Here is a 21,047-nt window from a genome sequence, read left to right as displayed (position 1 = left end):
CTATTCTCCGGGCCAGGTTAAGAAATCCTCTTGAGGTGGAATACCTTCGCGGGTGACCAGATAAATACTGCCGAGCGGTGTGCTGATAATCTCGTCATCGTTATCAAGAAGGCTGCCGACCAGCGCAACGCCCTGACGTCTCCAGGAAAACGCTTCGCCTGCTGAGGTCATAATCGTGGCGAGGGTTCCATCCGGATAGGCCACACAGTCTCCTTCGACAATCACGCTGGTGTAACTCCCATCGTCCATAAGCATTGTGGCTTCACGTTCGACGGGAAGAACAACGCCGCCCAGTCGGGTCTGGCTGCCAGCCGTGGCGATCCGCCAGATGGCGGTGACGGGATGTTGTCGATGAAAAGCTTCCTGTTCGGCAATGATGGCGCGCGCGTCCTCAGGCATGGCGGCCAGTTCTTCATCGGAAAAAGGCGAACGATCTATTTCCGCTTTTAACTCAGCGGTGAATTCATTGGTGTAAAGCTGCATAACAATTCCTGGTAGGGTCAGAAGAGTAAATGCAGCCATGCTAGGTTTTAGACTGTATGGCGAATAGTCATAAAGTGGTTAATAAGCCGGGCTAAATTCCGAAATAAATATCCAGATTGATATTGGTCATCTTTTAAAGAAGGGGTAGTAATGGTTCCTGTTAATAATAAATGTAATATTCGCTGAATTGCCGATAAATAATATTATGCGGCGCATGTATTATTTGAATATATACGCTGCATGACGTTATTTTAAAACACCGGCACCCCCAGCCCAACCTTCACCTCCCTCAACGTCACTTGCGTCACCCCCTGCGCCCGTTCCGTCCCGCGCTTCAGCATCGCCATCAGTTCACCCTTGTCCTGCATATACATCGCCCTCCGCTCCCGCATCGGCGCAATCAGCTCCTGCAAACACCCCTCCAGCTCGTTCTTGCACGCCCGGTCACCCAGTCCGCCCGCCTGATAGTGCGCCTTCATCGCCGCTACTTTCGCCTTGTCCGGATGAAACGCGTCGAGGTAGGTAAATACCACGTTCCCCTCAATCTGCCCCGGGTCGCTAACCTTCAGGTGGTTGGGGTCGGTGTACATGGCGCTGACCGCACGATGAATGGTCTCTTCACTGGCCGAAAGGTGCAGCGTGTTGCCCAGCGATTTCGACATCTTGGCGCTGCCGTCGATGCCGGGCAGGCGGCTGGTGTCGCTCAGCATTGCCTTGCAGTGGCGCAGCACCGGGGCGGGCAGCAGGCTGTTCATCTTGTGCACAATCTCGTTGGTCTGCTCAATCATCGGCAGCTGGTCGTCGCCGACGGGCACGCACTCGGCCTTAAACGCCGTGATGTCCGCCGCCTGGCTGATGGGGTAGGCCATAAACCCGACCGGCAGCGAGCGGGCAAAGCCCTTCTGCGCAATCTCGTTTTTCACCGTCGGATTACGCTCCACGCGGGCGACGGTGACGATGTTCATATACAGCATCGTCAGCTCGGCGAGGGCGGGCAGGGCGGACTGCAGGCAGATCGTGGTCAGGTTCGGGTCGATGCCCGCGGCGAGGTAGTCGGCCAGCACTTCGGGGATGTTGTCGCGGATTTTTTGCGGGTTGCTGCCGTTGTCGGTCAGCCCCTGCAGGTCGGCAATCAGCACAAACTGGTTGTGCGTCTGCTGGAGCGCCACGCGCTGGCGCAGCGATCCGACGAAGTGGCCGAGGTGCAGCGGGCCGGTTGGGCGGTCGCCGGTGAGGATGGTTGGTGCGTTCATAAAGACTCCTTAATGTGCAGTTGCCGAAAGGGGTCTTAGATGTGAGAAAGCCGCCTTTCGGCGGCTATCTGAAAATGGGGAAAACAACTCCGAGCCGCCTTTAAGAAGGCAGCCACCAGCGGTTTACGGTGAGCACGGCGTGGTTTATGTTCATCTCTTTACCGTATCACGTCCGGCGCGAAAAACAAAAGGGCTCATTATGCTGCAATCACTCAACCATCTGACCCTCGCGGTCAGCGACCTGCAAAAAAGCGTCACCTTCTGGCACGAGCTGCTGGGGCTGACGCTCCACGCCCGCTGGAATACCGGGGCCTATCTCACCTGCGGCGATCTGTGGGTCTGCCTGTCGTACGACGAGGCGCGCCAGTATGTGCCGCCGCAGGAGAGCGACTACACCCACTACGCGTTTACCGTCGCAGAAGCGGATTTTGAACCGTTCTCGCACAGGCTGGAGCAGGCGGGCGTCACCGTCTGGAAGCAGAACAAAAGCGAGGGGGCGTCGTTCTATTTTCTCGACCCGGACGGGCACAAGCTGGAGCTGCACGTGGGCAGCCTCGCCGCGCGGCTGGCGGCGTGTCGCGAGAAGCCCTATGCGGGCATGGTGTTTACCTCAGACGAGGCTTGAGGCGCGCACCTTCAGCCTGCCCGCCAGCGTCACGTGCGTGGCGGCATCTTCCTGATTGCACAGGTACTCCACCGCCAGCCGTCCCAGTTCGCTGTAGGGCAGCTGGATACTGGTCAGCGGCGGGGTGAGCTGCTCGGAGATCTTCTGGTCGTCGTAGCCCGCCAGCAGCATGTCCTGCGGGATGCGCACGCCGTTCACCGCCAGCGCCTGATAGCAGCCAATCGCCAGCCAGTCGCTGGCGCAGAAGATGGCGTCCGGGCGCTCGGCCAGTTCCAGCAGGGACGTGGTGGCGGTAAAGGACTCGCTGAACTGCCAGTTGGTCTGGCGCACCAGGCCCTCGTCGCACGCGAGTCCGGCCTGTTCCAGCGCCGCCTGGTAGCCCGCCAGACGCTGGCGGGAGGCCTCCATCCAGCTCTCGCCTGTGATGTGGGCGATGCGCGTCGCTCCGCAGGCAATCAGGTGTTTAGTCACCTGAAAGGCATTGGCGTAGTCGTCCGGAATAAACGACGGCAGCAGCGGCGAGCCGGGGTCGCGCTGGTTGAGCAGCACCAGCGGGATGCGGGTGCAGTCCTCGAAGGCCGTCATGTCCACCAGCGTGGTGACCGGGGAGGCGAGAATAATCCCGATGCAGTTGCGCTTCTCCAGCTGGCGGATGATGTTCAGCGCCAGCTCGATGTCGTCGCCGTAGTCGTAGACGGTGAGCAGGGTCTCGTTGCGCCACGCGGCTTCCCGCGCCTGGCTGATGGCGTCGATAAACGGGTCGAAGCTCTGCATGGAGCTGACCAGCAGGGCGATCTCTTCCTGGTTGCGCGGGGCGTGAACGGCGGGGAGGCGGTCGTAGCCGAGCTCGGTGGCCACGTTAATCACCCGCTGGCGGGTGTCGTCGCTGAGCTTGATGTTGCGGGACTGGTTAAGCACCAGCGATACCGTCGCCTGCGACACCCCTGCCGCCCGCGCAATATCGTTCATCGTCACTTTCGGTTTTCGCTTCATCCGTCCTCTCCCTTTCGCGAATTCGCATCATACCCTAACCGCGCGCTTACGCGCCGTCGATCACGTTTCTCATTCATCGAAGCGCGAACTTTGTGAAGGCCGTCGCTTTTCGGCGTGCCGTGATTTGCGCATTTATCCTGCAACTAATATTTATTAGCTAAATATTATCAGTAAGAGGACGCGTAATGAAAGAGCAGTGGAGCAGGGAGCAGGCACAGGCGTGGTATGAGCAAAAAGACTGGCTGTGCGGGTTTAACTATTTGCCGTCGACGGCGGTGAACTGGACCGATATCTGGCAGGAAGAGACCTTCGATGCCGAGACCATCGACCGCGAACTGGGCTGGGCGGCGGAGGCGGGCTACAACACCCTGCGCATCAACCTGCCGTTTATCGTCTGGGAGCATGACCGCGACGGGCTGATGGCGCGCATCGACCGGTTTTTGACCATTGCCGACGGCCGCGGGTTCAGCACCATGCTGACCCTGATGGACGACTGCGGCTTCTCCGGCGACGAGCCGTACCTCGGCCCGCAAAAGCCGCCCGTACCGGGCAAGCACAACAGCCAGGCGGCGGCGAGCCCGGGGCGGGATAAGGTGTGCGATCCCGACTGCTGGCCGCAGATTGAGCGCTATATCCGCGACGTTGTCTGCCAGTTCCGCGCGGACAAGCGCGTGCTGCTGTGGGATCTCTACAACGAGCCGGGTAACCGCGGCATTTTCGCGACGGGCACCGAAGAGGTGCAGTACGACGCGAAGCTAGAGACCTGCGCCCATGCGCTGATGAAGCTGGCGTTCCAGTGGGTGCGTGAAGAGAACCCGACCCAGCCGCTCACCGTCTGCGCCTGGCGTCTGCCGCCGGAAGAGGAGGGCGAAACGTTCTTCCAGCATCCGCTGGACCAGACCGCGCTGGCGCTCTCGGACGTGGTGAGCTTCCACGCCTACACCCATACCGGGCGCATGACGGCGATTATCCAGCAGCTGCAAACGCTCGGTCGTCCGCTGTTCTGCACCGAATGGCTGGCGCGCCACGTGGGCAGCACCATCGAAGAGCAGCTCCCGCTGATGTATGCGGCGAAGGTCGCGCCCTACCAGTGGGGGCTGGTGCGCGGCAAAACCCAGACGTGGCTGCCGTGGCCGGTGGTGATGAAGGAGTCCACGGACTACTGCCGTCTCTGGTTCCACGACGTGTTTGAGGAGAACGGGATCCCGTTCTCACGCCGTGAAATCGCCCTGATGCAGCAGCTGCGTAAGATCGCCCCGAAGGCGCAGGATTAATAATATCGACCCGGCGGTCCACCGCCGGGCAACCAGGCAGGCATATAACAATGGCAATGACAATGAAAATACCGTCTCGCGAGTTGTGGTCTTATTTTGGCTATGGTTTAGGTCAGTGTTTTAGCTTTGGTTTAGTGGGTTCGTTTATTAACTATTTTTACACCGACGTGCTGGGCATTTCGGCGCTGGCGGCGAGCACCATTTTCCTGATTGCCCGCGCGTGGGACGCGGTTCACGATCCGCTATTTGCCAGCATTATGGACACCATTAACAGCCGGTTCGGCAAGTTTCGCCACTTTTTGCTGATCGCCCCTTTGTTGATCACCGGCGTCACGCTGCTGTCGTTCTATAAAATTGAAGCGGACATGACCACCAAAATCCTCTACGCCGGGGTGACCTACATCCTGTGGGGGACGCTGTATGCCATCTCCGATATTCCGTTCTGGTCGATGTCGTCGGTGATGACCAACGACTCCGCCCAGCGCACCCGCGCGGTGACGGCGGCGATGCTCGGGGTGAACGCCGGGATTGCCTGCGCCAATATCTTCTTCCCTAAGCTGGCGGCGTTCTTCGCCCAGTACAGCAACGACAAAGGCTACTTTATGGCGGCGCTGGTGATGATGCTGGTGGGGCTGCCGCTGATGCTTAACGGCTTTATGCAGATCAAAGAGCGCGTGCCGCCGAGCCCGGAAAAGGTGACCATCCGCGATACCTTCCACAACCTGCGTCAGAACAAGCCGCTGTTTATCGTCCTGCTGTCGTTCTTCTTCTGCGTGTTCCATAACGTGGCGGGCGGGCTGTATATCTACTTCTTTATCAACAACCTGGGCGACGGCAGCCTGCAGATGGCGATTGGCGTGATGGGGATTGTCGCGGCAGTGCTGTGCCTGGTCGCCCCGATGCTGACGCGCCGGATGCAGAAGCGGAAGCTGTTTATGATCCTCTGCGGGCTGGACGTGGCGGTGCGCGTGGTGATGTGGTTTGTCGGGTATCAGCAGGTGACGATGCTGTTTATCCTGCTCGGCCTGAGCACCCTGTTTGTGATGATGACCAACATCCTCACCTCGTCGATGATTGCCGACACCATCGAGTACGCGGAGTACCACACCCACAAGCGCTGCGCGGCGATCACCTTCTCCGGGCAGACCTTTACCGGCAAGATGTCGGTTGCGGTGGGCGGCGGGTTGATCGGCGTGTTCCTGACGTTGATTGGCTACGTGCCGCAGGCGCAGATCCAGAGTGAAGGCGTGTTGTCGGGGCTGTTCTTCGGGATTTGCCTGCTGCCGGCGATAGGGTCGCTGATCCGAATGGGCTTTATGTCGCGCTTTACCTTTACCGAGGAGAAGCATGCGGAGATTTGTCGGCTGCTGGCAGAGCGGAACGCGTCTGCGAAAGCGCCGGGTGGCGGCTGCGCCTTACCCGGCCTACAGAAAATTACAGCGACTTCACAAACGCCAGCAGATCTTCGTTGAGCTGGTCCTGGTGGGTCAGCGCAAAGCCGTGCGGCGCGTTGTCGTACACCTTCAGCGTGGCGTTTTTGATCATCTCTGCCGCCAGCTTGCCGGTGCTTTCAAACGGCACGATCTGGTCGTTGCTGCCGTGAATCACCAGCGTCGGCACGTCGATTTTCGCCATATCCGGGCGGAAGTCGGTTTCGCCGAACGCGGTCACGCAGTCGATGGTGCCTTTCAGCGATGCCAGCAGGGCAATGTTCAGCGTCTGGGTCAGGGCACCGGCAGAAACGGTTTGTCCGGCGTTGGTACCGTAGAACGGGGTGGCGAAGTCGCTGATGAACTGGGCGCGATCTTTACGCAGTCCGTCGCGAATGCCGTCGAATACGCTTTGATCCACACCCTGCGGGAAGGAGTCGGATTTACCGAAGATCGGCGTGACCGCGCCCAGCAGCGCCAGACCGGCGACGCGTGAGCTGCCGTAGTTATTGATGTAACGGGTCACGTCGCCGCCGCCCATGGAGAAGCCCACCAGCGTCACGTCGCGCAGATCCAGGGTGGTGATCAGGTCATTGATGTCGGACGCAAAGGTGTCGTAGTCGTAACCGTTCCACGGCTGATCCGAGCGGCCAAACCCGCGACGGTCAAAGGCGATGGCACGGAAGCCGCGCTCGGCCAGGTAGTTCAGCTGGCTGTCCCACATGTCGCCGTCCAGCGGCCAGCCGTGGCTGAAGAGAACCGGTTTACCCGCGCCACAGTCTTTGTAGTAAATCTGCGTGCCGTCTTTTGCCTTAAACGTTGCCATAGTGTGTTCCTGTACAGGTGATGGTTATGGTTATACCGGCGCGACCAGGTAGCGAATAGCCGGTGAGGTTGTGCCCTGATGAAAAGCCAGAACGCGGCTCTGCAGCAGGAGGTCATTCATGGTGTGGCGCTCCTGCTGGCGCAGATGCTCAATCCACGAGCCCATCAGGAAGGTCTCGATAAACAGACCGGGGCGCTCGATATCTTCATATACCGCCCAGCTCATCGCCCCGGCGCGGCGGCGCACCCGGCGCAGCTCGTGGACCGCCTCCAGGAAGGCTTTGGCGTGTTGCGGGTCGATGAGGTACTCGTGCGAGACCAGCACCGGGCCGCGTTCGTTTGGCAGGTCAATCTCCACGCCGTCCAGCGGCTGACCGCTCAGGTCGAGGTTCAGGTCCGGATCTTTCTCCAGCTTCCAGCGGAACACCGTCGCGCTCGCCAGCACCATCCCCAGCGTGGCGACAACCAGCGAGGTTGGGGTACCGAACCGGGAGGCTATCTGCCCCCAGAGGGCGCTGCCTGCGGTCATCGAGCCGAAGAACACCGTCAGATACACCGCCAGCGCGCGGGCCTTCACCCAGCGGGCGGCGCTGCGCTGCGCGCCGAGATTGAGGGTGGAGAGCACCGCAATCCACGCGAAGCCAGTGAAAAACTCAAACAGGTTAAGCAGCCAGACGTGGCGCACAAACGCCAGCGCCAGCATGGTGAGGGCAAAGGTCAGGCTGGCGGCCACCATCAGGCGGTCGGCATTCAGCCGCTGGCGCAGGCGCGGCAGCAGAATCGCACCGGCAATCGCCCCCAGGCCAATGCACGCCAGCATTACGCCGTAGCCCGCCGGGCCTAAGCCCAGCTCGCGGCGCGCCACCAGCGGCAGTAACGCCCAGCCCGCGCTGCCGAAAACGAAGAAGGCCACGGTGCGCACCAGCACGTTGCGCAGCACCGGCGCGGCGTGCACGTAGCGAATGCCGGATCGCACCGCCGAGAAGAAATGCTCCGGCGGCAGATGCTGCACGGTCGGGGCCTGACGCCAGCGCCACAGTACCCACGCCACGCCGACCACGGACAGCGCGTTCAGGGCAAACACCATCCACGGCCCGGCGAGCGACAGCAGAAAACCACCCAGCGCGGGGCCAATCGCCCGGCTGATGTTTACCCCGAGCGAGTTCAGCGCCACGGCGGCACCCAGCTCGGGCTTGCTCACCAGGTCCGGCACCACGGCCTGAAACGGCGGCGAGCTCATCGCCGCGCCGACGCTCAGCAGAAACGTCGCCACCAGCAGAACGGCGGGGGTGACGTGTCCGGTGAAGGAGAGCACCGTCAGCCCGGCGGCGGCGATAAACACCCACAGCTGGGAGAAGAGCAGGTATTTACGTCGGTCGACGATATCCGCCATTACCCCGGACGGCAGGGCGAAGAGGAACATCGGCAGGCTGCTGGCGGCCTGCACCAGTGCGATGTCCAGCGGATCGGCGCTCAGGGTCAGCATGCTCCAGTTGATGCCGACGTCGCTCATCCATGAGCCGACGTTAGAGACCACCGTGGCGATCCACAGCATCCTGAACACCGGCTGGCTTAGCGGCTGCCAGGGCGAAACCGTTGATGTGTGCGTCGTCTCGACGTGTGCGTCGCGAACGTCGTTAACCTGGGTCATGCGAACCTCTCCGCTGCCTTACGCTGCAATCGCCACTGGCCCGGGCCGGTGAGGGCAAGGGTGGTAAAGATAATCAGCAACAGCCAGCCAAACTGCCCTTCGGCAATCGACCAGTTCGGGTGCACCGCCAGCATCGCCACCAGCAGCACGGCGATAATCGGCAGGCACGCCAGGCGGGTATACACGCCCGCAATGATAAACAGCGGGCAAATTACCTCGGCGACGATGGCCGGGATCAGGCTGGCATAGGGCCCGAAGCCGAACGGATCTTCAATGCGCGTCAGCTCTTCACTGAAGTGCAGCACCTTTGGCAGGCCGTGCACGTACAGCAGCAGCAGGCTGCCGGTCAGGCGCAGGAAGAACAGCCCCAGGTCAACCCGGGGCGGAGCAAGCGTGTTTTTCATCAGAATGCAAAGCAGCTGCAGCCCAGCGCCCCCCAGAAAGCGTTATCGTCGGACACCGGCATTTCTGACGTGCGGGCAAAATCATGCTGGTGGCTGTGAACCCCGCACGGGCCGCTGCAGTGGTGAACGGCGCTCATGCCCACGCGTGCGGCCTGCGGCGGCGCGCTGCGGTAGTGGCCCGGTACTTTCACGACCGGGGACCAGTCGGGCAGAACCGGAATGGCGGGCGGCGCGAGCGGGCCAAAGGTGCCTGCCGCGTAGACGATATCGCCGTTGACCACCGTCAGGACGGACTCGATGCCCTTGATCTCCTCTTCCGGCACGCGGAAGTAGTCTTTGCTGAGTACGGCCAGGTCGGCGAGCTGGCCGACCTTGATCTGCCCCTTCTGATTCTGCTCGCTGGAGAACCACGCGCTGCCCTGGGTCCAGAGCATCAGGGCGGTATCGCGATCCAGACGGGCGCTGTGGTCGTACATCTGCATCCCGCCGACGGTGCGGCCGGAGACCAGCCAGTAGAGCGCGGTCCACGGGTTGTAGCTCGCCACGCGGGTGGCGTCCGTACCTAAGCCCACCGGTACGCCGGTCTCCAGCATTTTCGCCACCGGCGGTGTATGGCGGGTGGCTTCGATACCGTAACGTTCGGCAAAGTACTCGCCCTGGAAGGCCATACGGTGCTGGACGGCAATGCCGCCCCCGAGCGCTTTGATGCGGTCGATGTTGGCCTGGGTGACGGTTTCCGCGTGGTCAAAGAACCAGTGCAGGCCGTTGAACGGAATGTCGCGGTTCACCTTCTCGAAGACGTCCAGCATGCGGCTGATGGATTCGTTATAGGTGGCGTGCAGGCGGAACGGCCAGCGGTGTTCCACCAGATGGCGCACCACGCGCTCCAGCTCGTCCTCCATGCCCGGCGCGAGATCCGGGCGGGGTTCGAGGAAATCTTCAAAATCGGCGGCGGAGAAGACCAGCATCTCGCCCGCGCCGTTATGGCGGAAGAAGTCGCTGCCCTGGCCCGGCGTGAGCATGTCGGTCCATTTCTCAAAGTCCTCCAGCTCGTGGCCCGGACGCTGGGTAAACAGGTTGTAGGCGATGCGGATGGTCATCTGCTTTTTCTCGTGCAGCTCGGCAATCACCTCGTAATCTTCCGGGTAGTTCTGGAAGCCGCCGCCCGCGTCGATGGCGCTGGTCAGCCCCAGACGGTTCAGCTCGCGCATGAACTGACGAGTGGAGTTAACCTGCTGCTCCAGCGGCAGCTTCGGTCCTTTGGCCAGCGTGGCGTAGAGGATCATGGCGTTCGGGCGCGCAATCAGCATCCCGGTTGGGTTGCCGTTGGCGTCGCGCTGGATCTCGCCGCCCGGCGGGTTCGGCGTGTCTTTGGTGTAGCCGACCACCTTCAGCGCGGCGCGGTTGAGCAGGGCGCGGTCGTAGAGGTGCAGGATGAAAACCGGGGTGTCCGGGGCGGCGGCGTTGATCTCGTCCAGCGTCGGCATGCGGCGTTCGGCAAACTGGAACTCGGTCCAGCCGCCCACCACGCGTACCCACTGCGGCGATGGCGTGCGCAGGGCCTGCTCTTTCAGCATCCGCAGGGCATCGGCCAGCGACGGCACGCCTTCCCAGCGCAGCTCGAGGTTGTAGTTCAGCCCGCCGCGAATGAGGTGCAGGTGCGAATCGTTCAGCCCGGGGATGGCGGTGTGGCCTTTCAAATCGACCACTTTCGTACCGTCGCAGTGATGTTGCATCACCTCAGCGACGGTACCCACTTCCAGAAATTTTCCATCGCGCACGGCAACGGCTTCCGCGATGGGGTTCTCGCGATCGACGGTATGAAACTGGCCATTAACCAGAATGAGATCGGCTTTACCGAGGGTAACCATAACTGCTCCTGACTGAGAGGGGAATGGTCAGGATTATGGGAACCGGTTTCGGCAAAGATCCAGTTATACAATAGGATAGGTATACCAAAGTATAACTATACCTAAGGTTAACTATACGAAGAGATAATTACGCCCAGGGGCGATAAACCGCAGGATGAGGGTGACTTTATCGCCGTGGCGATCGCGGCGATTTCTCCCCTTAACCACTGGAAAATGCTATGACCTCTTCAAAGCTCGAAGTGTTAACCCCTGCGAACTGCCAGATTATCTTTATCGATCACCAGCCTCAGATGGCGTTTGGCGTGCAGTCTATTGACCGCCAGGTGCTGAAAAATAACACCGTGGCGCTGGCGAAAGCGGCGAAAGTCTTCAATATCCCGACCATCATCACCACCGTAGAGACCGAAAGCTTCTCCGGTAACACCTATCCGGAACTGCTGGACGTGTTCCCGGGCCAGGACATTCTGGAGCGTACCTCCATGAACTCCTGGGACGACCAGAAAGTGCGTGACGCGCTGAAGGCCAACGGCAAGAAGAAAGTCGTGGTAGCAGGTCTGTGGACCGAAGTGTGCAACAACAGCTTTGCCCTGTGCGCGATGCTTGAAGGCGATTACGAAATTTACATGGTGGCGGATGCCTCCGGCGGCACGTCAAAAGAAGCCCATGACTTCGCGATGCAGCGCATGATCCAGGCGGGCGTGATCCCGGTGACCTGGCAGCAGGTCATGCTGGAGTGGCAGCGCGACTGGGCGCGTAAAGAGACCTACACCGCGGTAATGGATATCGTGCGCGAGCACTCCGGCGCGTACGGCATGGGCGTCGATTACGCCTACACCATGGTGCACAAAGCGCCGTCTCGCCAGAAGAGCGAGCACCGCACCTTAGCGCCGGTCCCGGCTCGCTAAGCCCTGTCGGCGGGCTGGTCCCTCATCCGGCTCGCCGCTGCTTTTTTCTCTGGAGTTCACAATGAGTACTGGGCTGATATCCCTTGCGGCAGGCGTGTTGATTGGCCTGATGTATGCCGTGCTGAAGGTGCGCTCCCCCGCGCCGCCCGCGCTGGCGTTGATTGGCCTGCTGGGGATGCTGGCGGGTGAACAGGCGACGCGGCATCTGTTATCCCGCGACAGTGCGCCTGCTCAGGTCACCGTTCCGGCAGCACCGCAGACAGGAGCATCGTCATGAAAGCATGGATTATTTCGCTGGTGTGCGGCGTGGTAGCTGGGGTAATTTACGCTCTGCTCGACGTCCATTCGCCGGCACCGCCGGTTGTCGCCCTGCTTGGCCTGTTTGGCATGCTGGTGGGGGAACAGCTCATCCCGGTGGGACGGCGCTTAATGAGTCGCGAACCGCTGACCCTCGCCTGGTTTCGTCACGAATGCGTACCGAAAATCAGCGGCACGGCGCCCCCGGCGCCCGCGAAGGACACGCGCGACGTTTAATGATTTGTGAGAGGAAAGACTGCATGACGCTGCCGTGGCGCATTGCCATCATTGATGACGAACGTTCCGTCCGCAGCGGGTTGAGTAATCTCCTGGAATCGGAAGGGTATTCGACCGATACGTTTGATTCGGCTGAGGGGTTTCTGAGCCATCCTCTCGCGCTGTCCGGCGCGGCGCTGGTGATCACCGATATCAAGCTGCGAGGCATGAGCGGCCTTGATCTGTTCGACAAGCTGCGGCTGCTGGCCGTACCGCCACCCCCTGTACTCTTTATCTCCGGTCATGCTGATGAAAATATGCAGCGGTACGCCCTCAGTCTGGGCGCCGCTGCATTTTTGCGTAAGCCGATTAACATCGATATTCTGCTGGATCATATTCAGCGGGAGCTGGCCCGCCGACAATAAGGATCGCGGATGAACGAAAACGAGCAGCCTGCATTCTGGCCCGCCCAGGGAAATCTTCATCAGGGGCGGGTTTTTGTCCTTAAAGAGGATGTGATTTTTACCGTGCTGGCGCAGGAGGGCGGCATCGCCTGGATGAACGCACGTCATCCCCATTCCGGCGGCTCCTTCATCATTGCCACCGCGGTGAGCGACGAAGAGGAAGAGCGGGCCACCCGGCTGCTGAAAAACGAGTTTGCGCTGCGCGACGTGCTCCAGGACAGCTGGGCCATTCGCGCCGTCGCCTCTACCCAGTACCGGGGGCGTTTCGCGCTGGTTTACGCCCCGTTTTCGTTTGAGCTGCTGGCGCGACGCGCGGGCAGGGCGATCTCCGGGATTGCGCGCTTTATCGAGCTGGCGATCCAGATCTGCGTCCCCCTGCGCCAGATGCATCTGCAAAACCTGATCCACGGCGATATCAAACCCGGCAGTATTTTTGTTTATCACGATGCCACCTGCCGTCTGGGCAGCTTTGGTCTCTCCTGCCGTTTTTCCGATGCCTTCTCGCAGACCCGTCTTACCGTTTCAGGCGGTACTCCCGCCTGGATGTCGCCGGAACATACCACCCGCACCCGGCGCCCCGTCGACAGCCGCAGCGATCTCTACAGCCTCGGCATGGTGCTGTATGAACTTCTGACCGGACGCCTGCCGTTTGAACTGGGCGCGGACGATCAGACCAACTGGGCGCACTACCATATTGCCTCGGAGCCGCTGGCCCCGGACGTGATACGCCCGGACGTGCCGGGAATGCTCTCGACCATCCTCCTCAAGCTGCTGGAAAAGCATCCTGATAACCGCTATCAGACGGTGGACGGGCTGATTGCCGACCTGCGACGCTGCCAGGCGACGTTGACCGGTGAGGGCGAGATCGCCCCCTTTACTCCCGGTCAGCAGGATCGCACCCCGGCGATCCATCTGGCGGATTCCCTGTTCGCGACGCATCCGCAGGCGAATGACGTCATTGCCGCGTTTGAGCGAGTCGGGCAGAGCCGGGTGCCAGAGCTGGTGACGATCGGCGGACCGTCAGGGATCGGGAAATCCTCGATCATCGCGACGGCGCTTAAAACGCTGCAGCAGCGTACGGTGCTGCTGGCGGTAGGCAAGGTGGACCAGTTTTCGCCGTCACTGCCTTACGGCGTGCTAAGTTCCGCGTTTCGCACCCTGACGTTGCACCTGCTGGGGCTGCCCGCAGACGACGTGGCGAAGTGGAAAATCCGCCTCTCGCGCGCCCTGGAGGGCCACGAGGCGCTCGCTGTCAGTCTTGTGCCTGAACTGGGGCTGCTGCTTGAGAGCAAACCGCGCTTCTCGCCGGATACGTTTTCCATTGATGCCCGGGCGCGCTTCAGCCATATGGTGCTGGCGCTGGTCAAAACCTTTGCCTCTCAGGGCTGCCCGCTGGTGCTGGTGCTTGACGATCTTCAGTGGAGCGACGCCGCCAGCCTGCATACGCTCAAATACCTGCTGGTGAACAGCGGGGCAATCCCGCTGCTGGTGGTTGTTGCTCACCGGGATATCTGTTCGTTATCCGATGCCACTTTACAAGCGCTGCTGACGAGTCTTCCGGAAGCGGCGCTAAACGCGAGCGAAATTGTCCCTCAGGCGCTGTCCGTGAAAGCGGTAGCGCGCTGGCTGGCGACGCTGTTTCGAACCCGCAGCACGGCGACGTCTGACCTCGCCACGCTGATCCATGAAAAAACCGGGGGCAACCCGCTCTTTGTGCATGAGTTTTTCCGCCGCATTGTCGATGACGGGCTGGTGGTGCATAACAAATATCAGGATAAGTGGCACTACGATCTGCAGGCGATCCGCGCCCGGCATTACACCGAAAACGTCGTCACCCTGGTGCTGGAGCAGCTCGAAGAGTTGCCCGACGAGACGCGTCGCCTGCTGGGGAGCTTTGCCTGCCTCGGCGGCAAGGGCGAGATGGAGATGATATGCCGCGTTGTCGGCATGTCGATGGCGGAAATGCGCTATGCGCTCCATCCGGCGGTCATGGCGCAGCTCATCGTGCTGACGGAAAAAGAGTACGCCTTCACCCACGACAGGGTGCAGGAAGCCGCCTTCGCGCTGCTGGATCCGCATGAGAAAAGCCACCTTCATCTGACCACCGCCAGCCTGCTGGCCGATGCCGCGCGGCAGGCTGCGGGAAACGAACTGCTTTTCCGCGCCGTTCACCATGTTACGGCCGCACTGGACAGCATTCAGCCCGCTCCGCAGCGGCAGATGTTCCGCGAGCTGAGCCTGCTGGCCGCGCGCCGGGCGAAACGCACGGGCGATTATCTTTCGGCACTGAGCTACATCCAGACGGCGAGAGCGCTGGGCAATGCCGGTGTGGTGTCAGACTTTGTGCTGGATATTGAAGAGGCGGGCTGCGAGTTTGCGCTCGGCCATCTGGAGCGGACCCGCGAGCTGTGCGATGCGATCCTTGGCTGCCCCGGCGGGCTGACCGAAAAAGCGCTGGCGGCCAACCTGCTGGTGGAAGTCTATATTCGTCAGTCGGATAGCCGTCTGGCGCTGGAGGCGGCGCTCTGCTGGCTGGGTATTTTTGGTATTCAGATTGGCCGCCATCCGGAAGATGCCGACTGCGATGCTGCCTGGAAAGACTTCTGTAACCGCACGGGCGACGCGCCGCAAAGTCGCTATGCCCAGCTCTCGCGGATGGAAAATCCGGAAACGGAAGCGGTAATGAACCTGCTCTACAGCGCCAGCATTTGCGCCAGCTTCATCTGTCCGCGTCTGCACTTTTTGCTGCTCTGCCGCATGATGCACCTGACCCTCGACCACGGCATCACCGGCGCCTCCACCACGGCGATGGCCTGGTTTGGCGTGTTGATCGGCCACCGCTATGCCGAGTATCGCCTTGGGTTCCAGTACGGCACGCTGGCCCGCGAGCTGGTCAATCGTCACGGCTACGATGCGTATGAAGCGAAAACCCTGCTGCCGCTCGATCAGCTCAGCGTCTGGACTCAGCCGCTGTCGTTCACCATTGAGTGCGCAAAAGCCTGCTTCACCGCGGCGGTAACCCACGGTGATATGACGATGGCCTGCTTCGCGGCCTGCCACCAGGCCATTAACTTCCTCTCTCGGGGCGATCATCTCGACGGGGTGCTGACCAGCATCGATCGCGGCCTGGCCTTTGTGCGGAAAACCCACTTCCAGGACGTCGAGACCATTTTGATGGTTCAGCGTGGCTACGTTGAGTTTTTACGCACGCCGGTGATCGGCACCTGGACCGCCTCGCAGGTGCTGCCGGAGGCGCTGCTGCCTGCTTCGCCAGAGCAGGCTCCGGAACAGACGTCGACCATGCTGTTCTGGTACTGGCTCTATCGCGGTATGGCGCACTTTACCTGCGGCGAATTTGCCGATGCGCAGGCGGATCTTGAGATGGCGGGCTGGTACGCGTGGTCTGCGCCTGGCCACATCCATCTGCTGGATTACCATCTCTACAGCGCCCTGGCGCTTTCCCGCCAGCTAACGCCGGAGACGTTCTCGGCGAATCATCGACGCAGTATTCACGCGCACTACGACAAAATTGCCCTCTGGGCGCGCATTAATCCGGGGACGTTTGCGGATAAAGAAGCGCTGATTTACGCCGAAATCGTGCGTCTGGACGGCATGAACAGCATTGCGCTTGAGCAGTATGAGAAAGCGGTCCGGCTGTCACGCGAGGGCGGCTTTAATCCGATTAACGCCCTGGCGCACGAGCTGGCGGGTCGCTTTGCGCTGTCCTGCGGTTACCCGACCGCGTCAGATGCGCATTTTCGCGGCGCCATTGCCGCCTGGGGCCGTGCCGGGGCACAGGCTAAGGTGCGCCAGCTGGAGCAGGATTTCCCGCATCTGCTGGCCTCCGGACAGGCCAGCGCCTATGACACGGTGGCGTTTGCCCAGAATGAAGTGATCCGCGATCTGCAGAGCGTGATCAAGGCCTCACGTGCCCTGTCGGAAGAGATCAACCTTGAGCGGCTTATCGAAAACCTGATGACGCTGCTGCTCGAACGTGCCGGGGCGCAGCGCGGCCTGCTGCTTCGCGTGAGCGATAACCTGATTCCGGAGATCGAAGCCAGCGCGTGGACCAGCACCGAGGGCGTGCGGGTGCGGATCCTGAAGGACGTACCGGTAGCGACCGACATGCCGCTGTCGGTGCTGGCGGCGGTGATCCGCACCGGACAGGAGATCCGTACCGGTAAACCGGAGGAGTTCCATCCCTTCAGCCAGGATCCCTACCTGGTGACCTCGGGGGCGGCCGTGATGTGCGTTCCGATGTTCAAACAGGCGCGGCTGGTGGGGGTGCTCTATCTGGAAAACCGCCTGATGCCGGAGGTCTTCACCGCCGAGCACTCTCGCGTGGTGAGCCTGCTGGGGGCGCAGGCTGCGGTCTCTCTGGAGACGGCGCGGCTGTACGCCGAACTGCTGGCGGAGAACATCCAGCGCCGACGCGTGGAAAAAGAGCTGCGCGCCAGCCAGAACTCGCTGATGCTGGGTGAGCAGATCAGCCACACCGGGAGCTGGCGCTGGGAGCTGGAGCAGGATCTGATGTTTATGTCCGAAGAGTACGCCCGTATTCTCGGCCTGCCCGAGCAGCAAAAGATGATCTCCATGGCGGAGTTTTTGACCTTCGTCCATGAGGATGATTACGCCCGCATCAGCGCCATCGTCACCCAGAGCGTGCGCGAGGGGCTCTCTATGCGCGCGGAATTTCGTATTAAGCGTACCGACGGTTCCACGCGCTATATCCTCGGGATTGGCGATCCGGTGGGCGTGGGTAGTGAGGTGAACGAGTATTACGGCATCATTACCGATATCACCAGTCAGCGCGCCGCGGAGGATGCCATGCGGGTGGCGCAGGCGGAACTGGCGCGGGTGTCGCGTGCCACCACGGTCGGTCAGTTAACCTCTTCCATCGCCCACGAGATCAACCAGCCTCTGATGTCGATCGTCTCTAACGCCGGGGCAAGCCTGCGCTGGCTTAACCGTGAACCCGCCCGGCTGGATAAAGTGCGGGAAGGGCTGGAGGAGATCGCCGCGGAAGGCGCCCGGGCGGGGGAGATCATCCGCAGCATTCAGTCCCTGACGCGCAAGCAGGATCCGACCTTCGCGCGTATCGATCTCCACTATCTGATCCACCACATTATTACCCTTTCCCGCAGCGAGCTGGAGCAGAGACACATCAGCGTGGATTATCTGTTAAACGCCGGTGACAGCTTTATCACCGGGGACAGCGTGCAGATCCAGCAGGTGCTGCTGAATCTGGTGATGAACGCCGTTGAGGCCATGGCGGAGGTTAACGATCGCCCCTGCATCATCACCCTCAGCACCGTCAACGCCGACGGGAACGTTATCGTCGAGATCGCCGATACCGGCAGCGGCATTCAGCCCGAGCGGCTGGAGAAGATTTTTGACTCGTTCTATTCCACCAAGGCGCAGGGAATGGGGATGGGGCTGACCATCAGCGCCAGCATCATTGAGCGACACAGAGGAAAACTGAGCGCGCGCCGCCGGGAGCCACACGGCACGGTGTTTGCGTTTGTGTTACCGCTTGCCGGACAGACAGGGGAGTAGTTAATCCGAAGGCTGGCTGTGGGTCAGGCGCTCAACGGCCCTGACCAGCTCCGCCACGGAGCGCACCTGCATTTTTTCCATTACGCGACGGCGATGCACTTTCACCGTGATCTCGCTGACGCCAAGCTCGGCGGCAATTTGCTTGTTCAGCATCCCGCTTATCGCCAGTGTTAACACCTCATGTTCCCGTGGCGTAAGGGACATGTGGCGCTGCTTCAGGGCATAGTGCTCTTTGTTGCGCACGGCGTTGTTTTCCGCCAGCTGGAGCGCAGACTGAATGGCGTCGATCAGCGCGGTGGATTCAACGGGCTTGGTGAGAAATTCGTACGCGCCGCCTTTAATGGCGCGCACCGACATCGGGATAGTGCCGTGGCCGGTGAGAAAAATAATCGGGATGTCGCGCCCGCTGTCCTTGAGGGCGTCTGCTACGTCAAAACCTGAAATGGCGGGCATTTGCATATCGAGGATCACACACGACGGCAGATCCTCAAAACGGTGCTGAAGAAACGCCTCTGCTGATGAAAACCCCATGGCGTCTAAATCCGCTGATTCCAGCAGGCCGAGAACGGACTGCCTGACCGCGTCATCGTCGTCAACCACATACACAATGTGTTCCATTCACTGCCCCGGTGCTGAGTTAACTGTCGAGAAAATATACACGTCCCGTCACGTAAGAGACTGTTTCTGCTGGCTTTCATCTTAACACATTAAATATCATTATCATTTAACAATATGATAACCGTATGAAGAGGAAGTATAGCGAACGGTTGTCGACTGGCGTGCCGTTTGCCTGCGCACGTTTCATCATCGTTCTCGCGATCTGTCTCTGAGGACTTTACCCCGTAAAACAGGCTACACTCTGGTTTTGAGCGCGACAAGCTGAGGAAACAACAATGCTCTACACACTGAAAGAAAGCGACAAGGATAAGGCGGAAGGGTCAAACGGCGCGGGCGCTCTGCAGCAAAAACTGCTGGAATCCCGTTCGATTGTGATCTCCGGGGAGATCAACCAGGAGCTGGCGCAGAAGGTGATCACCCAGATGATCCTGCTGCAAAGCGTCAGCAACGATCCGATCAAGCTGTATATCAACAGCCAGGGCGGCCACGTGGAAGCGGGTGATACCATCCACGACTTTATCAAATTCATCCGTCCGGAAGTGCACGTCATCGGTACCGGTTGGGTGGCGAGCGCGGGGATTACCATCTTCCTGGCGGCGAGAAAAGAGCACCGTTATTCCCTGCCTAATACCCGCTTTATGATCCACCAGCCGCTGGGCGGCGTGCGCGGTCAGGCAACGGATATTGAGATCGAAGCGCGCGAGATCATCCGCATGCTGGATCGCGTGAACAAGCTGATCGCTGACGCCACCGGCCAGCCGCTGGAGAAAGTGAAAAAAGACACCGACCGCAACTTCTGGATGTCGCCGGCAGAAGCGCTGGACTACGGCATCGTGGGCAAGCTGATTACCCACTATGACGAACTGAAGCTGGACTAAGTTTTAGCGCCGTATTGCGTCGGGTGACGGCTATGCCTTACCCGACCTACGCGAGCTGGTTTGACCCATGACAAGTTCCCCCTCCACCGTCTCCCCTATAATCGCGCCTGTTTCCCCTCTCACTGGTGCTACCCATGGCGTATCAACTGAACCTGAACTGGCCGGAATTTCTCGAAAAATACTGGCAAAAACAACCCGTAGTGCTGAAAAATGCCTTCCCGAATTTTGTCGATCCGATTACCCCGGACGAGCTGGCAGGTCTGGCGATGGAGCCGGAAGTTGACAGTCGTCTGGTGAGCCACGCTAACGGCAAATGGCAGGCCAGTAATGGTCCGTTTGAACACTTTGACGATCTGGGCGAAACGGGCTGGTCGCTGCTGGCGCAGGCGGTGAACCACTGGCATATGCCCGCGGCGGAACTGGTGCGTCCGTTCCGCGTTCTGCCGGACTGGCGACTGGACGATCTGATGATCTCCTTCTCCGTGCCGGGCGGCGGCGTGGGTCCGCATATCGATCAGTACGATGTGTTTATCATTCAGGGGATGGGCAGCCGCCGCTGGCGCGTGGGGGACAAGCTGCCGATGCGTCAGTTCTGCCCGCATCCGGCACTGCTGCATGTCGATCCGTTTGAGCCGATCATCGACGAAGATCTTGCGCCGGGCGATATCCTCTACATTCCACCAGGATTCCCGCACGACGGCTTTACCCACGAAACGGCGCTTAACTATTCCGTCGGTTTCCGCGGGCCGAACGGTCGCGATCTTATCAGCAGCTTCGCCGATTACGCGCTGGAAAACGATCTGGGCGGCGAGCACTATAGCGATCCGGATCTGACCTGTCGTGAACACCCGGGCCGCGTGGAGCAGTACGAGCTCGATCGCATTCGTCAGATGATGATCGAGATGATCAGCAAGCCGGATGATTTCACAAAATGGTTCGGCAGCTTTGTCTCGACGCCGCGCCACGAGCTGGATATTGCCGCCGCCGAGCCACCGTATGTGCCGGAAGAGGTGCTGGATGCGCTTCAGGGCGGCGAAACGCTGTCTCGCCTGAGCGGCCTGCGCGTGCTGAATATTAACGGCAGCTTCTTCGTTAACAGCGAACAGCTTGAGACGGTGGATGCGAAGGCCGCGGATGCGCTGTGCCGCTACACCGAACTCGGCCAGGCCGAGCTGGGCGATGCGCTGAAAAACCCGGCGTTTGTTGAAGAGCTCACCGGGCTGATTAACCAGGGGTACTGGTACTTCGACGAGTAGTGCGGCACGGTTTTCTCCCTCTCCCCGTGGGAGAGGGTCGGGGTGAGG

18 protein-coding genes are annotated in these 21,047 nt (G+C 60.6%); 10 read left to right on the top strand and 8 right to left on the bottom strand.

Annotated elements, in window-relative coordinates; all coding sequences use genetic code 11:
* Positions 1-483, bottom strand: a complete 483-nt coding sequence (locus ACOTY9_RS16100; RefSeq protein WP_348565808.1) for a hypothetical protein — start codon at positions 481-483, stop codon at positions 1-3.
* A 251-nt stretch (positions 484-734) separates the two neighbouring features.
* A complete protein-coding gene (gene trpS, locus ACOTY9_RS16095) occupies positions 735-1,736 on the bottom strand; it encodes a tryptophan--tRNA ligase (protein WP_348565807.1) in 1,002 nt (333 codons plus the stop codon).
* Between the two features lie 199 nt (positions 1,737-1,935).
* On the opposite strand from trpS, the gene fosA reads away from it, so the two are divergent.
* Complete coding sequence (fosA, locus tag ACOTY9_RS16090; RefSeq protein ID WP_047173263.1) at positions 1,936-2,361, top strand: FosA/FosA2 family fosfomycin resistance glutathione transferase; 426 nt, start codon at positions 1,936-1,938, stop codon at positions 2,359-2,361.
* Here the strand turns inward: fosA and ACOTY9_RS16085 are convergent.
* Positions 2,347-3,354, bottom strand: a complete 1,008-nt coding sequence (locus tag ACOTY9_RS16085; protein ID WP_045268948.1) for a LacI family DNA-binding transcriptional regulator — start codon at positions 3,352-3,354, stop codon at positions 2,347-2,349. The two genes, fosA and ACOTY9_RS16085, sit on opposite strands and share 15 nt — an antisense overlap.
* 185 nt (positions 3,355-3,539) lie before the next feature.
* On the opposite strand from ACOTY9_RS16085, the gene ACOTY9_RS16080 reads away from it, so the two are divergent.
* Both ACOTY9_RS16080 and ACOTY9_RS16075 read left to right on the top strand, forming a co-directional pair.
* Positions 3,540-4,628 (top strand): cellulase family glycosylhydrolase, encoded by a 1,089-nt coding sequence (locus tag ACOTY9_RS16080; protein WP_348565806.1) that lies wholly within the window; start codon positions 3,540-3,542, stop codon positions 4,626-4,628.
* Positions 4,629-4,678: 50 nt separating this feature from the next.
* Positions 4,679-6,100: an MFS transporter gene (locus ACOTY9_RS16075; protein WP_200924828.1), complete on the top strand. Its 1,422-nt coding sequence runs from the start codon at positions 4,679-4,681 to the stop codon at positions 6,098-6,100.
* Here the strand turns inward: ACOTY9_RS16075 and ACOTY9_RS16070 are convergent.
* From ACOTY9_RS16070 to ACOTY9_RS16055, 4 genes are read right to left on the bottom strand one after another with little or no spacing between them, the layout of a single operon-like run.
* Positions 6,063-6,884, bottom strand: a complete 822-nt coding sequence (locus tag ACOTY9_RS16070; RefSeq protein WP_014882377.1) for an alpha/beta fold hydrolase — start codon at positions 6,882-6,884, stop codon at positions 6,063-6,065. The genes ACOTY9_RS16075 and ACOTY9_RS16070 overlap by 38 nt on opposite strands.
* 30 nt (positions 6,885-6,914) lie before the next feature.
* Positions 6,915-8,534 (bottom strand): MFS transporter, encoded by a 1,620-nt coding sequence (locus tag ACOTY9_RS16065; RefSeq protein ID WP_078309583.1) that lies wholly within the window; start codon positions 8,532-8,534, stop codon positions 6,915-6,917.
* The gene (locus tag ACOTY9_RS16060) at positions 8,531-8,938 is read right to left on the bottom strand and encodes a DoxX family protein (RefSeq protein ID WP_014882379.1); all 408 of its coding nucleotides are present in this window, start codon (positions 8,936-8,938) and stop codon (positions 8,531-8,533) included. Before ACOTY9_RS16060 ends, ACOTY9_RS16065 begins: the two co-directional genes overlap by 4 nt.
* Complete coding sequence (locus ACOTY9_RS16055; RefSeq protein WP_023331927.1) at positions 8,938-10,809, bottom strand: amidohydrolase; 1,872 nt, start codon at positions 10,807-10,809, stop codon at positions 8,938-8,940. The genes ACOTY9_RS16060 and ACOTY9_RS16055 overlap by 1 nt, the downstream gene beginning before the upstream one ends.
* A gap of 218 nt (positions 10,810-11,027) precedes the next feature.
* Between ACOTY9_RS16055 and ACOTY9_RS16050 the strand changes: the two genes are divergently transcribed.
* From ACOTY9_RS16050 to ACOTY9_RS16030, 5 genes are all read left to right on the top strand, one after another.
* Complete coding sequence (locus tag ACOTY9_RS16050) at positions 11,028-11,714, top strand: hydrolase (RefSeq protein WP_023331928.1); 687 nt, start codon at positions 11,028-11,030, stop codon at positions 11,712-11,714.
* Positions 11,715-11,775: 61 nt separating this feature from the next.
* Complete coding sequence (locus tag ACOTY9_RS16045; RefSeq protein WP_014882382.1) at positions 11,776-11,991, top strand: DUF1427 family protein; 216 nt, start codon at positions 11,776-11,778, stop codon at positions 11,989-11,991.
* Complete coding sequence (locus ACOTY9_RS16040; protein WP_014882383.1) at positions 11,988-12,248, top strand: XapX domain-containing protein; 261 nt, start codon at positions 11,988-11,990, stop codon at positions 12,246-12,248. Before ACOTY9_RS16045 ends, ACOTY9_RS16040 begins: the two co-directional genes overlap by 4 nt.
* A 23-nt stretch (positions 12,249-12,271) precedes the next feature.
* On the top strand, positions 12,272-12,652 hold the full coding sequence (locus ACOTY9_RS16035) for a response regulator transcription factor (RefSeq protein WP_047626625.1): 381 nt from the start codon (positions 12,272-12,274) through the stop codon (positions 12,650-12,652).
* Positions 12,653-12,661: 9 nt separating this feature from the next.
* A complete protein-coding gene (locus ACOTY9_RS16030; protein ID WP_050863187.1) occupies positions 12,662-18,247 on the top strand; it encodes a trifunctional serine/threonine-protein kinase/ATP-binding protein/sensor histidine kinase in 5,586 nt (1,861 codons plus the stop codon).
* Here ACOTY9_RS16030 and ACOTY9_RS16025 read toward each other — a convergent pair whose 3' ends face one another.
* Complete coding sequence (locus tag ACOTY9_RS16025) at positions 18,248-18,865, bottom strand: response regulator transcription factor (RefSeq protein ID WP_023338979.1); 618 nt, start codon at positions 18,863-18,865, stop codon at positions 18,248-18,250. It abuts the gene before it with no gap.
* 275 nt (positions 18,866-19,140) lie between these two features.
* Between ACOTY9_RS16025 and ACOTY9_RS16020 the strand changes: the two genes are divergently transcribed.
* Positions 19,141-19,743, top strand: coding sequence for an ATP-dependent Clp protease proteolytic subunit (locus ACOTY9_RS16020; protein ID WP_348565805.1), 603 nt, complete (start codon positions 19,141-19,143; stop codon positions 19,741-19,743).
* A 134-nt stretch (positions 19,744-19,877) separates the two neighbouring features.
* Positions 19,878-20,999, top strand: a complete 1,122-nt coding sequence (locus tag ACOTY9_RS16015) for a cupin domain-containing protein (protein WP_014882388.1) — start codon at positions 19,878-19,880, stop codon at positions 20,997-20,999.
* Positions 21,000-21,047: the final 48 nt, after the last annotated feature.

The organism is Enterobacter cloacae complex sp. SHL012 (assembly GCF_049237505.1).
Lineage (GTDB): Bacteria > Pseudomonadota > Gammaproteobacteria > Enterobacterales > Enterobacteriaceae > Enterobacter > Enterobacter kobei.
The sequence above is the reverse complement of the archived record's forward strand: the minus strand, read 5'-3'. Positions and strand labels throughout refer to the sequence as shown.